The sequence below is a fragment of the Micromonospora acroterricola genome, from assembly GCF_003172955.1.
GTDB lineage: Bacteria > Actinomycetota > Actinomycetes > Mycobacteriales > Micromonosporaceae > Micromonospora > Micromonospora acroterricola.
This window is the reverse complement of record NZ_QGKR01000204.1, coordinates 13,887-32,849: the sequence shown is the minus strand read 5'-3', so window position 1 is coordinate 32,849 and position 18,963 is coordinate 13,887. Positions and strand designations below refer to the sequence as shown.

General features: G+C 71.9%; 16 protein-coding genes. 8 read left to right on the top strand and 8 right to left on the bottom strand.

The window, feature by feature from the left end; genetic code table 11:
• Positions 1-3: 3 nt before the first annotated feature.
• Positions 4-1,047 (top strand): 4Fe-4S dicluster domain-containing protein, encoded by a 1,044-nt coding sequence (locus DKT68_RS16635; protein ID WP_109818326.1) that lies wholly within the window; start codon positions 4-6, stop codon positions 1,045-1,047.
• On the top strand, positions 1,044-2,048 hold the full coding sequence (gene nrfD / locus DKT68_RS16630) for an NrfD/PsrC family molybdoenzyme membrane anchor subunit (RefSeq protein ID WP_109818325.1): 1,005 nt from the start codon (positions 1,044-1,046) through the stop codon (positions 2,046-2,048). The genes DKT68_RS16635 and nrfD overlap by 4 nt, the downstream gene beginning before the upstream one ends.
• A gap of 43 nt (positions 2,049-2,091) precedes the next feature.
• Here the strand turns inward: nrfD and DKT68_RS16625 are convergent, their stop codons facing one another.
• The 6 genes from DKT68_RS16625 to DKT68_RS16600 all read right to left on the bottom strand — a co-directional run bounded on the left by DKT68_RS16625 (position 2,092) and on the right by DKT68_RS16600 (position 8,157).
• Positions 2,092-3,648 (bottom strand): OFA family MFS transporter, encoded by a 1,557-nt coding sequence (locus DKT68_RS16625; RefSeq protein WP_109818324.1) that lies wholly within the window; start codon positions 3,646-3,648, stop codon positions 2,092-2,094.
• Positions 3,649-3,992: 344 nt separating this feature from the next.
• Entirely contained in the window at positions 3,993-5,570 is a 1,578-nt protein-coding gene (locus DKT68_RS16620) for an MDR family MFS transporter (protein WP_109818323.1), read from the bottom strand.
• A 73-nt stretch (positions 5,571-5,643) separates the two neighbouring features.
• On the bottom strand, positions 5,644-6,261 hold the full coding sequence (locus DKT68_RS16615; protein ID WP_109818322.1) for an acyl-CoA-like ligand-binding transcription factor: 618 nt from the start codon (positions 6,259-6,261) through the stop codon (positions 5,644-5,646).
• A 41-nt stretch (positions 6,262-6,302) separates the two neighbouring features.
• Positions 6,303-7,145, bottom strand: coding sequence for an alpha/beta fold hydrolase (locus DKT68_RS16610; protein ID WP_109818321.1), 843 nt, complete (start codon positions 7,143-7,145; stop codon positions 6,303-6,305).
• 2 nt (positions 7,146-7,147) lie between these two features.
• The gene (locus tag DKT68_RS16605; RefSeq protein WP_109818320.1) at positions 7,148-7,441 is read right to left on the bottom strand and encodes a DUF4873 domain-containing protein; all 294 of its coding nucleotides are present in this window, start codon (positions 7,439-7,441) and stop codon (positions 7,148-7,150) included.
• The gene (locus DKT68_RS16600) at positions 7,438-8,157 is read right to left on the bottom strand and encodes a TetR family transcriptional regulator (protein ID WP_109818319.1); all 720 of its coding nucleotides are present in this window, start codon (positions 8,155-8,157) and stop codon (positions 7,438-7,440) included. The genes DKT68_RS16605 and DKT68_RS16600 overlap by 4 nt, the downstream gene beginning before the upstream one ends.
• A gap of 48 nt (positions 8,158-8,205) precedes the next feature.
• Here DKT68_RS16600 and DKT68_RS16595 point away from each other — a divergent pair, with 48 nt between their 5' ends.
• Entirely contained in the window at positions 8,206-9,102 is an 897-nt protein-coding gene (locus tag DKT68_RS16595) for an AurF N-oxygenase family protein (protein WP_109818318.1), read from the top strand.
• A 52-nt stretch (positions 9,103-9,154) separates the two neighbouring features.
• Here the strand turns inward: DKT68_RS16595 and DKT68_RS16590 are convergent, their stop codons facing one another.
• A complete protein-coding gene (locus DKT68_RS16590) occupies positions 9,155-9,697 on the bottom strand; it encodes a winged helix-turn-helix domain-containing protein (RefSeq protein WP_236646929.1) in 543 nt (180 codons plus the stop codon).
• A 327-nt stretch (positions 9,698-10,024) separates the two neighbouring features.
• Here DKT68_RS16590 and DKT68_RS16585 point away from each other — a divergent pair, with 327 nt between their 5' ends.
• On the top strand, positions 10,025-14,392 hold the full coding sequence (locus DKT68_RS16585) for a S8 family serine peptidase (RefSeq protein ID WP_236646928.1): 4,368 nt from the start codon (positions 10,025-10,027) through the stop codon (positions 14,390-14,392).
• Positions 14,393-14,465: 73 nt separating this feature from the next.
• Here DKT68_RS16585 and DKT68_RS16580 read toward each other — a convergent pair whose 3' ends face one another.
• Positions 14,466-14,981, bottom strand: coding sequence for a winged helix-turn-helix domain-containing protein (locus tag DKT68_RS16580; RefSeq protein WP_109818315.1), 516 nt, complete (start codon positions 14,979-14,981; stop codon positions 14,466-14,468).
• A gap of 265 nt (positions 14,982-15,246) precedes the next feature.
• Here DKT68_RS16580 and DKT68_RS16575 point away from each other — a divergent pair, with 265 nt between their 5' ends.
• The 4 genes from DKT68_RS16575 to DKT68_RS16560 are packed head-to-tail and all read left to right on the top strand — an operon-like array spanning position 15,247 to position 18,962.
• Entirely contained in the window at positions 15,247-16,230 is a 984-nt protein-coding gene (locus DKT68_RS16575; protein WP_146218385.1) for a phosphatase PAP2 family protein, read from the top strand.
• A gap of 55 nt (positions 16,231-16,285) precedes the next feature.
• A complete protein-coding gene (locus DKT68_RS16570) occupies positions 16,286-16,981 on the top strand; it encodes a response regulator transcription factor (protein ID WP_109818313.1) in 696 nt (231 codons plus the stop codon).
• A gap of 11 nt (positions 16,982-16,992) precedes the next feature.
• Positions 16,993-18,420 (top strand): sensor histidine kinase, encoded by a 1,428-nt coding sequence (locus DKT68_RS16565; RefSeq protein WP_201749071.1) that lies wholly within the window; start codon positions 16,993-16,995, stop codon positions 18,418-18,420.
• Positions 18,417-18,962: a hypothetical protein gene (locus tag DKT68_RS16560; protein WP_236646927.1), complete on the top strand. Its 546-nt coding sequence runs from the start codon at positions 18,417-18,419 to the stop codon at positions 18,960-18,962. The genes DKT68_RS16565 and DKT68_RS16560 overlap by 4 nt, the downstream gene beginning before the upstream one ends.
• Position 18,963: the final 1 nt, after the last annotated feature.

Genomic DNA, 18,963 nt, shown 5'->3' with positions numbered 1-18,963 from the left:
GCGATGCCCCACGTGAACAGCCTGTACGGGCCGCTCGACCCGGCGCCCGACGCCGGCTACGTCGACGCGCCGCCGCGGATGGGGTTCTTCACCGACACCAGCGTCTGCATCGGCTGCAAGGCCTGCGAGGTGGCCTGCAAGGAGTGGAACAACGTGCCGGGCTCCGGCCTGGACCTGCTCGGCATGTCGTACGACAACACCGGGGCGTTGACCGCCAACTCGTGGCGGCACGTCGCGTTCGTCGAGCAGCCCCGCTCGGCCGGCTGGGCGACGCCGGCGTTCGACGGCACGCCGGACGGCCCAGCGGTCAGCCCGGAGACGGCGGCGGTCGGCGCGGGTACCAGCACCGACACCGGCACCGATCCGGGTCTGCCGCCCGGCTCGCCCGCCGCGGCAGCCCGGATGTCGGGTGGCCCGGAGTTCCTGGGAATGCCGGGCGCGCAGCCGCCGGGGCGGGGCACCGGCGCGGAGGGGCGTGCCGATTTCCGCTGGCTGATGATGTCGGACGTGTGCAAGCACTGCACCCACGCGGCGTGTCTGGACGTGTGTCCGACGGGTTCGCTGTTCCGGACGGAGTTCGGGACGGTGGTGGTGCAGGAGGACATCTGCAACGGGTGCGGCTACTGCATCTCCGCGTGTCCGTACGGGGTGATCGACCAGCGTAAGGATGACGGTCGGGCGTGGAAGTGCACGTTGTGTTACGACCGGATGGGTGTGGGGATGACGCCGGCGTGTGCGCAGGCGTGTCCGACGGAGTCGATCCAGTACGGGTCCCTGGAGGACTTGCGGGAGCGGGCAGCGGCGCGGGTGGCGACCCTGCACGAGCAGGGGGTGCCGGACGCGCGGTTGTACGGCGACGACCCGAACGACGGGGTGGGTGGCGACGGGGCGTTCTTCCTGTTGCTGGACGAGCCGGAGGTGTACGGACTGCCGCCCGACCCGATCGTGACCACCCGTGACCTGCCGGCCATGTGGAAGCGCGCCGGCCTCGCGGCCTTGACGATGGCCGCCGCCACGGCGTTCGCCTTCCTCGGCGGGCGGCCATGACCGCCGGGCAGCGTCACCGCCAGCCCGGCCGGGGGAGCGGACGCGGCGGCGAGCAGGTCACCGTGCCGCCCGCCGACTTCACCTCCTATTACGGCCGGCCTGTCCTCAAGCCCCCGGTGTGGAAGCACGACATCGCCGGCTACCTGTTCACCGGAGGCCTCGCCGCCGGGAGCGCGTTGATCGGCGCGGGCGCACACCTGACCGGGCGACCCGGGTTGCGCGCGGTGGGGCGCTGGACGGCCCTCGGCGGCGTCGCCGCCAGCACGTACCTGCTGATCCACGACCTTGGACGGCCCGACCGGTTCCACCACATGCTCCGGGTCGCCAAGCTGACCTCGCCGATGTCGGTCGGCACCTGGATCCTCGCCGCGTTCGGGCCCATGGCCGGCGTGGCCGCGGTCGCCGAGCTGGCGCCACTGCTGCCGCAGCACGGCCCGCTCGGCCTCGCCCGCCGGTTGGCGCCGCCCGTCGGCAACGTCGCCGGCCTGGCCGCCGCGGCCACCGCGCCGGCGCTGGCCACGTACACCGGGGTCCTGCTCGCCGACACCGCCGTGCCCTCCTGGCACGACGCCTACCCGTCGTTGCCGTTCGTCTTCGCCGGCAGCGCGCTCGCCGCCGCGTCCGGGGTCGGACTGATCGCGGCGCCGGCGGCGGAGACCGCACCGCTACGGCGACTCGCCCTGGCGGCCGCGGCGATCGAGTTGGCCGGCGGTCGCCAGTTGGAGCGGCTGGGCCTGACCGGCGAGCCCTACGGGCACGGCCGCAGCGGCCGGCTCGTGCGGGCCGGACGCGCCCTGCTCGCCGTGGGCACCGCCGGGGCGCTGGTCAGCCGGCGTAGCCGGATCCTGTCGGCGATCTCCGGCGCGGCCCTCGTGGCATCGTCGGTCGCCACCCGGTTCGGTGTCTTCGAGGCGGGCAGGGTGTCGGCGCGCGATCCGAAGTACACGGTCGCGCCGCAACGCGAGCGGCTCGCCCAGAAGGGGCCCGCGGCTTCCCGTTAGCCCGGCGCCCGGCCGCCTCAGTCCCGGCCGGGCGCGCGGCATGTCAGCCGGTGAACAACTTCGCGGCGGTGATGGCGGTCTGGACGATGCCGTACCCGAGCAGCGCCGTGACGAGCAGCCACGACAGCCAGAGCCGCCCCGTCTGGCTGCCGACCTTCTGCGGCACCGACGGCTGGCTGTCCGGGCCGAGGGCGACCGGATCGGTCACCGTGGCGCGCGCCACGGGCGACGTCGATCCCCGGTCCGGCTCGTGGAACCGCTCGGGCACGGCGCGGACCAGCAGGTTGGCGATGAACCCGATGGCGAGGATGCCGACCATGGTGAACAGCGCGGGCCGGTACGCCGCTGCGGTGAGCGTGCCGGGCTTGCCCTGCGTGTCGAGGATCCCGTTGACGATCAGCGGGCCGGCGACGCCCGCCGCCGACCACGCGGTCAGCAGGCGGCCGTGGATGGCGCCCACCTGGAAGGTGCCGAACAGGTCCCGCAGGTAGGCGGGGGCAGTGGCGAAGCCGCCGCCGTAGAAGGAGATGATCGCGGCGGCGATCAGCACGAAGACCGCCGTCGCGGCGTGGCCGGCCACGGCGAGCAGCGCGTAGAGCACCATGCCGACGCCGAGGTAGACCATGTAGATGGGCTTGCGGCCGATGAGGTCGGAGGTCGTCGACCAGACGAAGCGCCCGGCCATGTTGAACAGCGACAGCACTCCCACGAAACCGGCCGCCGCCGACACCGAGACGGCGCTGACCCCGTTGTCCCGGAAGAAGTCCTGGATCATCGGGCTGGCCTGTTCCAGGATGCCGATGCCCGCGGTGACGTTGCAGAACAGCACGATCCACAGCAACCAGAACGAACGGGTGCGCACGGCGTTCGACGCGGACACGCTCGCCCGGGTGACCAGCGGCCGGGCGGCGACGCGCGAGGGGTCGAACCCGGCGGGCCGCCAGTCCGGCGCGGGGACGCGGATGTTGAACGGCCCGAACATCATGATCACGAAGTATCCGATGGCGAACGTGACGAAGAGCGCCACCAGGGCATGCCCCGACGCCACCGCAGCCGGGTTGGCGGGGTTGTAGCCCGGGTCGTAGAGGGAGAGCAGTTGACGGGCGAGCGGGCCAGCGACCAGGGCGCCGCCGCCGAAACCCATGATGGCCAGCCCGGTGGCGAGGCCGGGCCGGTCCGGGAACCACTTGATCAGCGTGGAGACCGGCGAGATGTAGCCGATGCCGAGCCCGATGCCGCCGATGACGCCGTACCCGAGGTACAGCAGCCAGAGCTGGTGGGTCGCGATGCCGAGCGCGCCGACCAGGAACCCGGTTGCCCAGAAGCAGGCGGAGACGAACATCGCCCGGCGCGGCCCGTTCCGCTCCACCCACCTGCCGCCCACCGCAGCAGACGAACCCAGCATGACGATGGCGATGCTGAAGATCGCCCCGATCGCCGTCTGACTGGTGTCGAAGTGCGCGATGAGCGAGTTCTTGTAGACGCTCGTCGCGTAGACCTGCCCGATGCACACGTGCACGGCCAGCGCCGCGGTCGGGATGAGCCAACGGCTGTATCCCGGGGGAGCGACGGTGTGCCGAGGATCGAGTACCGACAGCATGGGCATCGTCCGCCTCCTGCGGCTGAGTGGGCCGAGGCGGCGCAGAGCTGTCCGAAGCCTCGCACCGTCACAGTGCCCACTGGGCAGAATCCGCGCTGGCCGAGCGGCTTTCGCCGCCACAGGGGCGGCCTGACGCAGCTCCGGCGTCAGCCGTTGATCGGCTGTACCCCACGTTACGGGGCCACCCGTCCGCGGCTCGTCGTTATGGGAAAACGCGAACAGTCATCGGTGGCCAGCGACATGGCGGTGGGTTCGCCACGGGACCGACCCGGCTCACGGGCAGGGCAGGGCGCCCCCCGACGCGGTCGGGGGCCAACACCCGCCCCCGACCGCGTCGTGGCAACTCAGTGAGTCGCGGCCGCCGCGGCCGCCTCCTCCTGGGCGCGTCGTTCGTCCCCGCTGAGGGTGTGTAGTGGCTTTTCCTTGATGAACAGCACCACGATCAGCGCCAGCAGGGCGATGGGCGCGCCGACGAGGAACAGGTCGGCCGTGGCGATGCCGTACACGTCCTGCACGATGCGCAGCACGGGCTCGGGCAGGGTGGACAGGTCGGGCACCTCGGCCGTGCCGCCGGCCGTCGCGGCCGGGCCGAGCCGCTCGGTCGTCAGCGAGGTCACCCGGCTCGCCAGGACCGCGCCGAGGGCGCTGACCCCGATGGCGCCGCCCATGCTGCGGAAGAACGTCAGCACCGACGTGGCGGCGCCGAGCTCGTGGGCCGGCACGTCGTTCTGCGCGGCGAGCACGAGGTTCTGCATGAGCATGCCGACGCCGATGCCCAGGACGGCCATGTAGAGCGACAGGACGACGACGCTGGTGTCGGCGTCGATGGTGCCCAGGAGCAGCATCCCGACGGTCATGATCGCGGCGCCGGCCACCAGGTACGCCTTCCACCGGCCGAACTTCGTGATGAGCTGGCCGGCGATCGTCGACGACACCAGCAGACCGAAGATCATCGGAAGGCTCATCAGGCCCGCGACGGTCGGCGACTTGCCCAGCGAGATCTGGAAGTACTGGGACAGGAAGACGGTGCCGCCGAACATCGCGACACCGACCAGCACGCTGGCGATCGTCGCCAGCGAGACCGTGCGGTTGCGGAAGATGTCCAGCGGGACGATCGGCTCGGTCGCCCGCGACTCGACACGGACGGCCAGCGCCAGCAGGATCAGACCGCCGACGACCATGAGGGCCGTCCAGCCCGACGCCCAGGCGAACGTGTTGCCCGCCAGGGACGACCAGATCAGCAGCGTGCAGACGCCGGCGGTGATGAGCACCGCGCCCAACCAGTCAATCTTGAACGTACGACGGGCGACCGGAAGGTGCAGGGTGCGCTGCAACAGGACGATGGACACGATGCTGAACGGGACGCCGATCAGGAAGCACCACCGCCAGCCCAGCCAGGACGTGTCGACGAGCAGGCCGCCGATCAGTGGACCGGCGATGGTGCCGACACCGAAGACCGCGCCGAAGATGCCGGCGTAGCGGCCCAGCTCGCGTGGCGGGATCATCGCCGCCATGACGATGGTGGCCAGCGCCGTCATGCCGCCGGCGCCGATGCCCTGCACGACCCGGCTCAGCAGCAGCACCTCGACGTTCGGCGTGAAGCCCGCGATCAGCGACCCCACCACGAACAGCCCCAGCGACAGCTGGATCAGCAGCTTCTTGCTGTACAGGTCGGCCATCTTGCCCCACAGCGGCACCGTCGCCGTCATGGCGAGCAGTTCGCTGGTGACGATCCAGGTGTAGACGGTCTGGCTGCCGTTCAGGTCGGCGATGATCCGCGGCAGCGCGTTCGCCACCACCGTGGAGGCGAGGATGGACACGAACATGCCGACCATCAGCCCGGAGAGGGCCTGGAGAACCTCCCGTCGCGACATGCGCGTGCCGACGTCGGCGACGTCGGTGGGCGGGGCGGTGGTGGTCATTGACGCTCCCTTGTCGGGTCTGATCGGAGTGACTGGCCCCGGAACTGGTGCGCCGGGGCGGGGACTGGCGGGGTCAGGACGTGTGCCCCGGATCGGGCAGGCCGGCGGCGACCGCGCCGAACGCCTCGTCCACGAAGGCGCGCAGGGGTCGGCTGTCGTCGGCGGCCCAGCGCAGCATCGCGGTGCGGAAGGCGGCGCCCGCCACAGCGGTGACCAGCGCCGGGTGACCGTGGTCGGGATCGACTCCGAGGCGGGCGGCGATGGCCGCCACCATGGCCTGTTCGGTCTCGACGCTGCCGGTCATCAGCCGGGGCAGCAGAGCGGGGTTCTGGGCGATGACGGCCAGTCGCAGCCGCCACAGCTCCCGGTCGGCCTGCATCGTGTCGATCGCCTCGTCGAGGGCGAGGCGGACGGCCCGCAACGCCGGCACCTGCCGCGGGGCCTCGGCCAGCCGCCGCACGACCGGTGCGCTGTCGAGCGCCGGATCGTCGGTGAGCGCCTCGTCCTTGCAGGTGAAGTAGTTGAAGAAGGTGCGCGAGGAGACGTCCGCGGCTTCGCTGATCTCCTCCACCGTCACGTGCTCCAGGCCGCGCTCGGCGACCAGCCGGAGCGCGGCCGCGGTCAGGGCGGCGCGCGTCTGCCGCTTCTTGCGGTCCCGGCGCCCGGTGGCAGCCTGGTCGGTCTCGGTCACCCGGGAGAGGCTAGGAGCCAACTTGCGTACCCTGCAAGTTTTTAGTTTGTGAAGTGATGTTCCTGACCCGCCGGGTCCGACGGCTCCGCGCGGGGCACGGCACCGGTGGTCTCCAGGATGAGCGCGGCGACCAGATCGGGGTCGTCGCTCATCGGCACGTGCCCGCAGCCGGGCAGGGTCACCACCCGGGCCGCCGGCAGGCCGGCCCGGGCACGCTCGGCCTGGTGCACGCCGAAGATCCGGTCGCAGTCACCCCAGCCGATGGTGACCGGCACCGTCGCGTCGGACAGCCGCAGACCGTCGAAGCGGTAGTCGCGGGCGGCTCGGGCCACCGCGCTGAAGCCGAGCCCCCGCCGCAGGGCGAGCGCGTCGCCCAGCGCGCGTTCGGCGTCCAGCAACCTCGGGTGGGCCACCAGCGGCGCGAAGCACAACGCCCGCAGGTACGCCGAGCGCAGCGCGACACGCATGATCGGGGTGGGCAGGTAGGAGTTGGCCCGCAGCATGGTGAGGATGGCCAGCGCGCGCCGGCGTTCCGCCGGGGTGAAGAAACCGGCGGGCGAGAAGGCGGTGGCCGAGGCGACCGCCCCGGTGGCGGCCAGCTCCAGGCTGATCGCCCCACCGAGGCTGTAGCCGGCCACGTGCGGACGGTCCAGGCCCCACCCGCTCAGGACCGGCAGCACCGCCGCGACCGTGGCCGCCATGTCGACCGGCATGCCGCCGTCGGGCACCGGGGAGCCGCCGAAGCCGGGCAGGTCGAGGGCGATCACCTCGTGGTGGGCGGCGAGCCGGTCGAACACCGGCTCCCACGCCTGGTGGCGGTGGCCGATGCCGTGGATGAGGACCAGCGGCTCACCGCTGCCCGCACGACGAAAGTGAACTCCCACGACTACCCTCCCGCTGAGCTCGTGCCGAAGGAACGCGGCTCGGGCCAGGGCGGAGCACCCACGCCGGTGACGCCTACGCCGCCCCACGGGTCGACCTCGGCCAGCCGGGCCGGCCGGGCCCGACCGGCGATGCGCAGCTCGACGTCGCGCCGGCCGGAGCGCACCAGGCCGGCCACCCGCGCGTCGGGCTCGATCCGCCCGCCCCAGTGGTAGCGGCCGTCGACCGGCTCCCACCGCCCGGCGAGGTGCACCCGGACGGACGTGCCCGCGACCTCCGCCGGGCCGTGGTAGGTCACGGCGTGATCCGCTCGTGGGCGCGGGTGAGTTCACGCGGCAGGTCGGCGCTGGCCCGTACGCCCTCGATTCCGCTCCACAGCAGCGCGGTCAGGTAGTCGGTGAGGGCCGCCCGGCTGATCGGCTGCCCGTGGGAGGTCCACCAGTCGCCGACCGCCTGCACGAAACCCACCAGGCCGTACGCCCACGGTTCCGCGGGACCGGCGTCCAGGCCCAGCGCGCGCAGCCGGTCACCGATCACCCGGGCCAGCCCGGCGGCGACCTGCCGGCTGGTCCCGGCGACCACCTGGTGGATGCTCGGGTCGCCGGACTGGTGCATGAGGAACCGGTAGAGCGTGGGCTGCGACTCGATCACGCCCAGGTACGCGTCGATGGTGGCCTGCACGAGGCCGCGTTCCTCGCGGACCTGGTCGATCGCAGGCGCCACGGTGTCGATGATCCGGGCGGCGACGACCTCGCTCACCGCGACCCAGAGCTGCGACTTGTCGGCGAAGTAGCGGTAGAGGACGGGTTTGCTGACGCCCGCCGCCGCGGCCACCTGGTCCATGTCGACCTCCGGCCCGTGCCGCAGCAACGCCTGCACGGCGGCGCCGACGAGCTCCCGCCGTCGCTGCTCACGGTGGTCGGCCCAGCGGTCCCGGCGGCCCGTCCCCTTCGCCTTGCGGGCGCCGGCGGGCGGCGGGTCGGATCCATTGACATCCTTGAGCGGCGATTGCATGCTACTACTCGTAACAGTTACCGGACGTCACGTCAATATGGAGGAACCATGGAGGCGGCACCGGCGGAATCCGAGCGGGCGGCGGTCGCCGAGCGACTGCTCACGTCCTCGCTGCGGACCAGCTACGACCCCGTCGTCGAGATCGACTGGGACGCACCGCACACCCCGGGCGCCTACTGGCTCCCACCCCACCGCAGCAGCCTCTACGGCACGTCGCTGTGGGCGCGGCTCAGCGAGGAGCAGCGCGTCGAGCTCACCAAGCACGAGGTGGCCAGCGCGGCCAGCGCCGGGCTGTGGTTCGAGACGATCCTCATGCAGATGCTGATCCGGGAGTACTACGACGCCGACCCGACCAGTCGGCAGGCCCAGTACGCGCTGACCGAGGTCGCCGACGAGTGCCGGCACTCCATCATGTTCGGCCGGCTGATCGAGGCGATGGGCTGCCCGGTCTACCGGGCGAAACCGGTGGACCAGCTGCTCGGCCGGTTCCTCAAGGCCACCGCCAGCGGTCCCCGGATGTACGCCGCGATCCTCATCGCCGAGGAGATCCTCGACGCGTTCCAGCGCGAGATCATGGCGGACGAGTCGCTCCAGCCCCTGATCCGGATGGTCTCGCGCATCCACGTGGTGGAGGAGGCGCGACACGTCCGGTTCGCCCGCGAGGAACTGGCCCACCAGGTCGCGGCCACCGGCCCGCTCGGCATGGCGTACGCCCGGCTGCTGGTCGGGCGGGCCGCGCACACGATCGCCAACCGCCTGGTCCATCCGGACGCGTACGCGGCGGTGGGCATCCCGCCGGCGGTCGGCCGGGCCGCCGCCCACGCCAACCCGCACTGGCGGGCGACACTGCGCTGGTCCGCGGAGCGGGTGCACGCCCACCTGGCGGGCGCCGGCCTGGTGGCCGGGCCGGGGCGACTGCTGTGGGCCCGTGCCGGCCTGATCTGACCGGTCGTCACCCGGTGGCGCGGCGCGGAGCTGCCCACATGAGGCAGGCGTGTCAGGCGCGACCCACCCGCGGATCCTGGCGATCGGTCAGCCGCAGCCCGACGCCGCGCACGGCCTCGATCGTGGCGTCGCTGCCGAGGTCGTGCAGCTTGCGGCGCAGTCGCTTCACGAGGGACTGGACGTCCGCCTTGCGTTCCCGCCCCTCGTCGCGCCAGACCGACCGGTGCAACTCGGCGTAGCTCCAGACCCGGACCGGCGCGGTCGTCAGGCAGATCAGCAGGTCGTGTTCCAGTCGGGTCAGATCGATCTCGCGGTCCCGGCAGCGGGCGGTGGACCGGGCCGAGTCGATGACCAGGGCGGGGTCGGCCGTGGCGGCGGGCGGCGCTGGCGTGGACGGCGGCCGGGAGGCCTGCTGCGGGACCGCGATCAGCCGGCGCAGCTCGTCGAGGTCGGCGACCAGCAGCAGGGGCGCGATGCCCTCGAGGCGCTCCGCGAGCCGGATCCGCTCGGTCGGCGACGAGGTCACCGCGATCAGCAGCGGGAACGGCTCGTCGACAGAATCGGGCCCGTTCACTGCCGCTTCGTCCTCGGCCACCGCACCCACCCGGGATCCATGGGCATCATTCTGCCCAGCTCTCGTCATGGTCCTGACAGTGATTGGCAGGCGTGCCGCCAGCCTGGCAACCGTTAGCGACAAGTTGCTCACGGCAAGTGCTTGATCGTCCTTTCTTCTCGATCATAGTGTCCACTCGGGCAACCGGCGTGACCCGCGCGGTGCATGGGGGGCATGAGGACTTCCGCTCGTTTCCATCGGGACGGATTCCCCGCACCTCACCATGGCCCATTCTCGCCCTGGGTCGTCCTGAGGGAGGCAGCACCTATGTTCAGACGTCCACAATGGAGGGGCACAGCCAGATCACTGGTGAGCGCCGGCGCGGCGATGGTCCTCGCCGCGACATGCCTGGTCAGTATCAGCTCGGGCGCGCAGGCCGCGCCCGGCGCGACGGGGGCGGCCGCTCCGGGGGACAAGATCCGACCGGAGCTCGCCAAGCAGCTCCAGGCCAAGAGCGAAGGGGACTTCTGGATCCGGTTCAAGGACCGGGCCGACCTCGGCAAGGCCAGTGCGATCAAGGACTGGGCGAAGCGTGGCACGGCGGTCGCGGACGCACTGCGCAAGACCGCCGCCGAGAGCCAGAGCAAGATCCGCGCCGAGTTGAACGGCTCGGGCGCGAAGTACCAGACCTTCTGGGCGACCAACGCCATCAAGGTGAGCAGCGGCTCCCTGGCGATGGCCCAGAAGTTCGCCGCCCACGCGGAGGTCGAGGGCCTCTACGCCCCGGTCGCCTACAAGGTGCCCGAGACCACCAAGGGCACCGACGAGAAGGCGGTGAACGCCCTCGAGTGGGGCATCGCCAACATCAACGCCGACGACGTCTGGTCCCAGTACGGCGTCACCGGCGAGGGCATCACCATCGCGAACATCGACACCGGGGTCCAGTTCGACCACCCGGCGCTGGTGAACTCCTACCGCGGCAACAACGGCGACGGCACGTTCGACCACAACTACAACTGGTTCAACGCCGCTGGGACCTGCGCGACCGCACCCTGTGACACCAACGGCCACGGTACGCACACGATGGGCACCATGGCCGGCTCCGACGGCGCGAACCAGATCGGTGTCGCGCCCGGCGTCACGTGGATCGCGGCGAACGGCTGCTGCCCCAACGACGCCGCGCTGGTCAACTCTGGTCAGTGGATGCTGGAGCCGACCGACCTCAACGGCCAGAACGCGGACGCCAGCAAGCGACCGAACATCATCAACAATTCGTGGGGCAGCGAGAACCCCTCCACCGAGCCCTTCATGGAGGACGTGACGCTGGCCTGGGCCGCGTCGGGAATCTTCGGGGTCTGGTCCAACGGCAACAGTGGCTCGGCATGCCAGAGCAGTGGCTCGCCGGGCAGCCTGGCCAGCAACTACTCGAGCGGCGCGTACGACATCAACAACAACGTCGCCGGCTTCTCGGGCCGGGGCGCCGGGCAGAACGGCGAGATCAAGCCCAACATCTCGGCGCCGGGCGTCAACGTCCGGTCGAGCGTTCCGGGCAGCGCCTACGCCAGCTTCAACGGCACCTCGATGGCCGCCCCGCACCTGGCGGGTGCGATCGCGCTGCTGTACTCGGCGGCCCCGTCGCTGGTCGGTGAGATCGACGCGACCCGTGCGCTGCTCAACGGCGCCGCGGTCGACAAGGCCGACGACCAGTGCGGTGGCACCCCGGCCGACAACAACGTCTACGGCGAGGGCCGACTGGACGCCCTCGCGCTGCTCGACGCCGCACCGACCGGCGACACCGGCACCCTGGCCGGCGCGGTCACCGACGCGGCCACCGGCGCCCCGATCGCCGGTGCGACCCTGACCCTCACCGGCCCGACCGCGCGCGAGGTGACCACCGGTCCCGACGGGAAGTACTCGACCACCCTCCCGGTCGGTGACTACCAGGTCGCCGTGGCGGCGTTCGGCTACGGCGGCACGACGAAGCCGGCGACGGTCACCGAGGGCGCCACCACCACGCTCAACGTGGCGCTCACGGCCGTGCCGAGCGTCAACGTCACCGGATCGGTCACCGACGGCTCCGGCCACGGCTGGCCGCTGTACGCGAAGGTGACCGTGGCGGGTGTGTCGGGCGTGTACGACTTCACCACGCCGTCGAACGGCCGCTACAGCATCAAGCTGCCCGCCGGGCAGACGTACAGCCTGAGGTACGAGTCGCAGTACCCGGGCTACCAGACCGTGACCAAGGAGGTCGTGGTCGGCTCGGGCAACGTCACCGCGAACGTCGCGGTGCCGGTGGACACCACCACCTGCACGACGGCGCCCGGATACACGTTCGGCTCCGACGGTGAGTACGAGACCTTCGACGGCGCCACGGTGCCGGCCGGCTGGTCCGTGGTGGACAACGCGGACAGCGGTCAGGTCTGGAAGTTCACCGACGACGGCAACCGGGGCAACCTCACCGGCGGCAGCGGCAACTTCGCGATGATCGACAGCGACGCGTACGGTGCGGGCGGCAGCCAGGACACCTCCCTGGTCAGCCCGGTGGTCAACCTGACCGCCGTCACGACCCCGGTCATCCGGTTCAACCAGGACTTCAACCAGTTGGCCGACGACACCGGCGATGTCGACCTCAGCATCGACGGCGGCGCCACCTGGACGAACGTGCTCCGGCAGGAGACGGACGTCCGGGGGCCGAGGGTCACCGAGATCCCCATCCCGCAGGCGGCCGGCAAGGCGCAGGTCCAGGTGCGGTTCCACTACTACGACGCCTCGTACGAGTGGTGGTGGGAGGTCGACAACGTACTGATCGGCAGCCAGGTCACCTGCGTGCCGGTCGACGGCGGCCTGGTCGTCGGCAACGTCCGCGACAAGAACGACAACAGCTACGTCAACGGCGCCACCGTCGCCAGCGACGAGCGGCCGGCCGAGAAGGCCGTCACCGTGGCGACCCCGGACGACCCGGGGCTGGCCGACGGCTTCTACTGGCTCTACTCGACGCTGACCGGCACGCACACGTTCACCGCGAAGGCCGGCAACTACGTCAGCCAGAGCAAGCAGGTCGACGTCCAGGCCGACTGGGCGACCAGCGCGAACTTCCAGCTCGCGGCCGGCCGGCTGTCGGTGGCGCCGACCCAGCTCAGCGCCACGGTGCAGATGCCCAGCGGCAAGGCCAGCAGGACGTTCACGGTGACGAACACCGGCGGCGCGCCGGTCGACGTCGAGTTCAGTGAGCGCGACAACGGGTTCGAGATCCTCCGGGCAGACGGGTCCCGCATGACCCGGCAGCAGGTGCTCGGCTCCACCGGCGCACCGGAGCAACGGCTCGCCGTCCCGACGTCGTTCGCCGCCAAGGCCTCCGGCAGGGCGGCGACGGCGACCTCCGCCGCGGTCGGCCCGCAGGCCGCCCCGTGGACGGACATCACCGACTACCCGTCCAACATCATGGACAACCGGGTGGTGAACCTGAGCGGCAAGGTGTACTCGATCGGCGGTGGCGACGGGTCCAGCTCCACCGCGAAGAACTACGCCTACGACCCGGTCGCGCAGACCTGGGCGGCGATCGCCGACCTCCCGGGCGCCCGCAACGCCGTGGCGGTGGGCGTCGTGGACGGGAAGATCATCGTGACCGGCGGCTGGGCGGACGGCGGCCCGGACGCCGCCACCTGGTCGTACGACCCGTCGGCCAACACCTGGACGGAGCTGGCCGACAACCCGGCGCCGAGGGCCGCCGCCGGCCAGGCGGTCGTCGACGGCAAGCTGTACGCGATCGGTGGCTGCACCACGGCGGCCTGTACGCCGATGTCGAACAGTGTCGTCCGGTACGACCCGGGCGGTGACACCTGGGAGACGCTGGCCAACTACCCGAAGTCGGTGGCCTTCGCCTCCTGCGGCGGGATCGACGGCACGATCTACTGCACCGGCGGCAACGACGGGGCCGCCTCGCAGAAGGCCAGCTACGCCTACGACCCGGGTGCCAACACCTGGACCGCCATCGCCGACGCGCCGGCCGACAACTGGGCCAGCTCGTTCGCTGTCGCCAGCGGCAAGCTCCTCGTCGTCGGCGGTTCGCAGGGTGGGGCCATCAGCAACGCCGGCTTCGCCTACGACCCGGCCACCAGCTCGTGGTCGAACCTGCCGAACTCCAACACCGCGCGGTACCGCGGTGGCGCGGCGTGCGGCTTCTACAAGATCGGCGGCTCGTCCGGCAGCTTCAACGCGGCGCCGGACAGTGAGGTGCTGCCCGGGTTCGAGGGCTGTGCCGAGGCGGCGGCCGATGTCAGCTGGATGACGATCGACAAGTCGGCGGTCACCCTGGCGCCGGGCCAGAAGGTCACGGTGACCGTCGGTGTGACGGCGAACGTGGACCAGCCGGGCACCTACTCCGGCTCGGTCGGCATCAAGGAGAACACGCCGTACACGGTGGCGCCGGTGGCGGTGACCATGACCGCGACGCCTCCGAAGACCTGGGGCAAGCTCATGGGCACGGTGACCGGGACCAGCTGCCAGGGCGCGACCTCGCCGATCGCCGGCGCGGTGGTCCAGGTCGACTCGTGGGCGATGTCGTGGACCTTCGCCACCGACACCCAGGGCACGTACGCCTACTGGGTCGACCGTCGCAACAACCCGCTCACCATGATCGTCGCCAAGGACGGCTGGAAGCCGCAGACCCGTCAGACGCGCATCGACACCAGCACGCCCACGGTGGAGAACTTCGGGTTGTCTCCCATCCGGTGCTGAACACCTGACCGGTAGCGACAGATCCGGCCCGCCTGGTCACCGACCAGGCGGGCCGGACCGCGTTCGCCGTCGGTCAGACCGGGGCGAGCCGGAAACCGACGCCGCGCACCGCGTGGATCGTCGCCGCGGCGTTCAGCCCGGCCAGCTTGCGGCGTACCCGGCGGACCACGGAGTGCATGTCCGAACCGCGGCCGAGGTGCCGGTTGCCCCACACCTGCAGGTGCAGGCGCTCGTACGTCCAGACCTGGCCGGGCGCGTCGACCAGGCAGAGCAGGACGTCGTGCTCCAACCGGGTCAGGTCGATCTCCCGGTCGCGCCACCGCAGCACTCGGCGGTCGGAATCGACGGCCAGGTCGGGCGGCGGTGACGTCTGTGGGCCCGGTGCCGCCTCGGCGGTCCCGCTCGGGGCGGTGGGAGACACCTCCGCGACCGGGGCCATCTCGACCACCCCGAGAAACTCCCGTGCCTGGTCGACATTCGAGACGATCAGGAAGGCGTCGCTCCCGCCGAGCAGCCGCGCCAACTGCCTGCGTTCGGCCGGTGCGGACGCGATGCCGATGACCAGGGAGGCGACCGGAATCCCCTGCATTTTTCCCCAACCCCTTCCGGTTCCCCAGCTCACTCCGGATGGTTTTCGCACCGTCGACCGAAACATTGACCGATCGGTGTCATGACTTTAGTGGTGACGGATCTCGGGTGGGTAAAACATAGTTGCATGGAAGCATATAAATGACTTTTCGCGGACCGCATAAGCCGTTCGAGGTGACTTGGTCGGTTTTGCCGGACGAATACTGTGACAGAACCATGACAATCCGCGGACGAGGTCCGGACCTTGCGGGCCCAGCATGGGCGTCATGTCCGTCGAATCGTCGTACCCCATGGGGCGGTCGGCGCCCGGCCCGCAGCCGGCGCGACCGCTGTCACCGGCCCGCGCGGGCGCGTCGCCGGGCCGGCTGCTGCTCGGCGCGGGGCTGGGGCACCTGTTCGCCCTGAGCCTCACCTGCGCCGTGTTCGTGCGGACGTACCCCGGTCAGTGGCTGGACGGTCTGCTGCTGCCGCGCGCCGAGCGGGGTGGGGGCTACGAACAGCGGACGGTCCTGGTCGGTCCCGCCAAGACCGTGCTGGCCACCTTCGGCCGCCCGACGCTGCTGGCCGCCCTGCTCGGCGCGGTGCTGCTGGTGGGTCTGCTCGGCCGGCGGCTGATGGCGGGAGTGGTGGGCGTCGGCATGGTCGTCTGCGCGGTCGTGGTGGCCGGTGCGATGAAGTCCGCGCTTCCCCGGGCCGACCTCCGGATCGAGAGTTCGAGCTTGCACAACAGCTTCCCCAGCGGCCACGTCGCGGCCGCGACGACCCTGCTGCTGGCGTTCGTGCTGGTCCTGCCCGGGTGGGCCCGGCGCTGGCTGGCGCTGCCGGGTGCGGCGGCCGTCTCGGTGATTGCCGCGGCCACCATGATCGCCGGCTGGCACCGGTTCAGCGACGCGCTCGGCGGCGTCCTGCTGGGTGTGGCCCTGTTCTGCCTGGCCGCGGCCGCGCTGGCCGGTCGGCGTGGTGACGACCAGCGCGGCGGCCCCCGTTGGCGCGACGAGCCGGACAGCACGGCAGGGCGCCGGCTGGTCGAGGGGGCGGTGGCGCTGGTCGTGCTGCTCTGGGCGCTTCTGGTGGTGATGCCGGGTCTGGCCGCGTCGGTGCAGCGTGGCCTGCTCGTCGCCATCGTGGCGGCCACCGCGGTGACGATGCTGCTGGTGGGCTGGGTCGTGTTCCTGGCGCGTTCGGCGGATTTCGCCGTCCGGTCCGACTCGCGGCTCCTGGGCAGCCCGCACGCGACCGGGCGAGGGTGACACCGGCGGCCATCGACCGAAGGCCATATCTATCGATGATGGGATACTTGACGACATGTCCCAGGTCCTGCTGATCGAAGACCACCAGACGGTGCGCGACGGCCTGCAACTGGCGCTCACGCGGCAGGGCCACACGGTGGACGCCGTGGCAACCGGCGAGCAGGGCCTGGAACGGCTGCGCGCGGCCTCGTCCGACGTGGTGGTCCTCGATCTCATGCTGCCCGGGATGGACGGCTTCGAGGTCTGTCGCCGGATCCGGCAGCTCGGCGACCTGCCGATCATCATGCTCACCGCCCGCAACGACGACATGGACGTGGTGGCGGGCCTGGAGGCCGGCGCCGACGACTACGTGGTCAAGCCCGTGCAGGCGCGGGTGCTCGAGGCGCGCATCCGCGCGGTGCTGCGGCGCACCGGTGGCGAGACGCGGCGCGCCGGCGGCGAGCGGTCCGGCCCGGAGCAGCACGGCGCCCTCACCATCGACCGGGGCGCGCTGGTGGTCAGCAAGGGGGGCCTGCCGGTCAGCCTCGCCCCGACGGAGCTGCGCCTGCTGCTCGAACTCGCGCAGACACCGGGCCAGGTGCTGAGCCGTCAGCAGCTGCTGGAGGCCGTGTGGGAGCACGGCTACCTCGGCGACTCGCGGCTGGTGGACGCCTGCGTACAGCGGCTGCGCGCCAAGATCGAGGACGACTCGTCGGCGCCGGTCTTCATCCAGACGGTGCGGGGTTTCGGCTACCGGTTCGGGCCGCTGTGACACGGTGGCGCGTGTCGGGCCTGCGGGTCCGGCTGCTGCTGGCCTTCGCGTTGCTGGGCGTGACGACCACGGCGGTGGTGGCCAGCGGAAGCTACTTCCAGGCGCGGACGGTCCTCCTCCAGCAGGCGCAGGACGCCGCGGTGGCGTCGCTGACCGATCAGCTCACGAAGGTCTACCCGGTACGCCGGCTCCCGCCGACGCAGGACGAGCTGGACTCGCTGGCCCAGCGACTCTCCGACCGGGAGGGGTACGCGGTGGTCCTCTACCGGGACATGCGGGCGCAGGGCGCCCAGGTGCCCGAGCCGCTCACCCCGGAGCTGCGACAGGCGGTCGCGAGTGGTGTCATCGCCTGGCAACGCGTCTCGCGCGACGGAGTTCCCGTGCTGCTCATCGGGACCCAGCTGGAAGTCGACCGATCCAGCGGCACACCCGTGCCGTCCGGGTTGGAGGTCTACTCGGTGCGCAGCCTCGCCTCCGAGCAGCGGAGCATCGACCGGCTGGCCACGCTGGCGTGGCTGACCGGCGGGCTCTCCCTGGTCCTCGCGGTCCTGCTGGCCCTGCTGGCCGCCCGCGGCGTCCTGCGGCCCGTCCGCGAACTGGGCCGGGCGGCGCGCCGGCTCGGCGAGGGCGACCTGACCACGCGACTGGCGGTTCGGGGCGCCGACGAGCTGGCCGACGTGGCGCGGACCTTCAACGACACCGCGGGGACGCTGGAACGGCAGGTCGGTGAGCTGCGGCGGATGGAGGCGGACGCGCGACGCTTCGTGGCCGACGTGTCGCACGAACTCCGTACGCCGCTGGCCGCGATGACGGCGGTCACGGACGTGCTCGACGAGGAGGCGGACCGGCTGCCCGGGGACGCCGGCCGGGCCGCCCGGCTCGTCAGTCAGGAGACGCAGAGCCTCACCCAGCTCGTCAACGACCTCATCGAGGTCAGCAGGTTCGACTCCGGCACCGCGCGGCTCGCCCTCGACGACGTCGACGTCGCCGTCGCGGTCACCGCGACCCTGCGGGCCCGGGGTTGGGTCGAGCGGGTGCACGCGGAGCTTCCGCCAGGTGTCGTGGCCCGGTTGGATCCGCGCCGGCTGGACGTCATCGTGGCCAACCTGGTCGGCAACGCCTTCCGGCACGGCAGCGAGCCGGTGTCGGTGCGGCTGCGAGCCGAGCCGGACTGGATCACCATTGAGGTCCGCGACCACGGGCCGGGGTTGGACCCGGAGGTGCTGCCCCACGTCTTCGACCGCTTCTACAAGGCGGACACCGCGCGGACCCGCTCCGAGGGCAGCGGTCTCGGTCTCGCCATCGCGTGGGAGAACGCGCGCCTGCACCGGCACGCCGGGCAGGCCGGGAGCCTTCTCGCGGGCAACGACCCGACGGGCGGCGCGGTGTTCACGCTCCGGCTGCCCCGGGTGGCGACGGACGCCGGAGGCGTACGGTGACCGGCCGCCGGGTGGCCCGGTCGCTGCTCGCCGGCGGGCTCCTGCTCACGCTGTTCTCGGCGGGCTGCGGGGTCCGGCCCAGCGAGGTCATCACCGGCCGCCCGGCGATGAGCGGCCCGTCCGTGGGCGTCGAGCTCTACCTGGTCTCGCGGGGACAGCTCACGCTGGTCGTCCGCCCGGCCAATCGCGTCCCCTCGCCCGAGGAGACCCTCGGCATGCTGGCTGCCGGCCCGGACGAGTTCGAGCGGGTCGCCGGCCTCACCAGCGAGGTGCCCGCCGCGCTGGCCCCGATGGGCCTGGCCGTCCGGGCGACGCCGGCCGCCGGCGGGTCCGGCTTCACGGTGATGGCGACGCCGGACGGGTCCGGCCTCACGGTGACGACGGTGGCGGCCGTGCGTCCGTTGTCGGCGCTCGCCGCCGACCAGATCATCTGCACCGTGGCCGGCGCCGTGGCGCGCACCGGCCAGGGGGACAGCTTCGCCCCGGTCACCATCGTCGGGCCGGACGGCGCCCGCCCGGCCCGGTCCTGCCCGATCGGGTGAC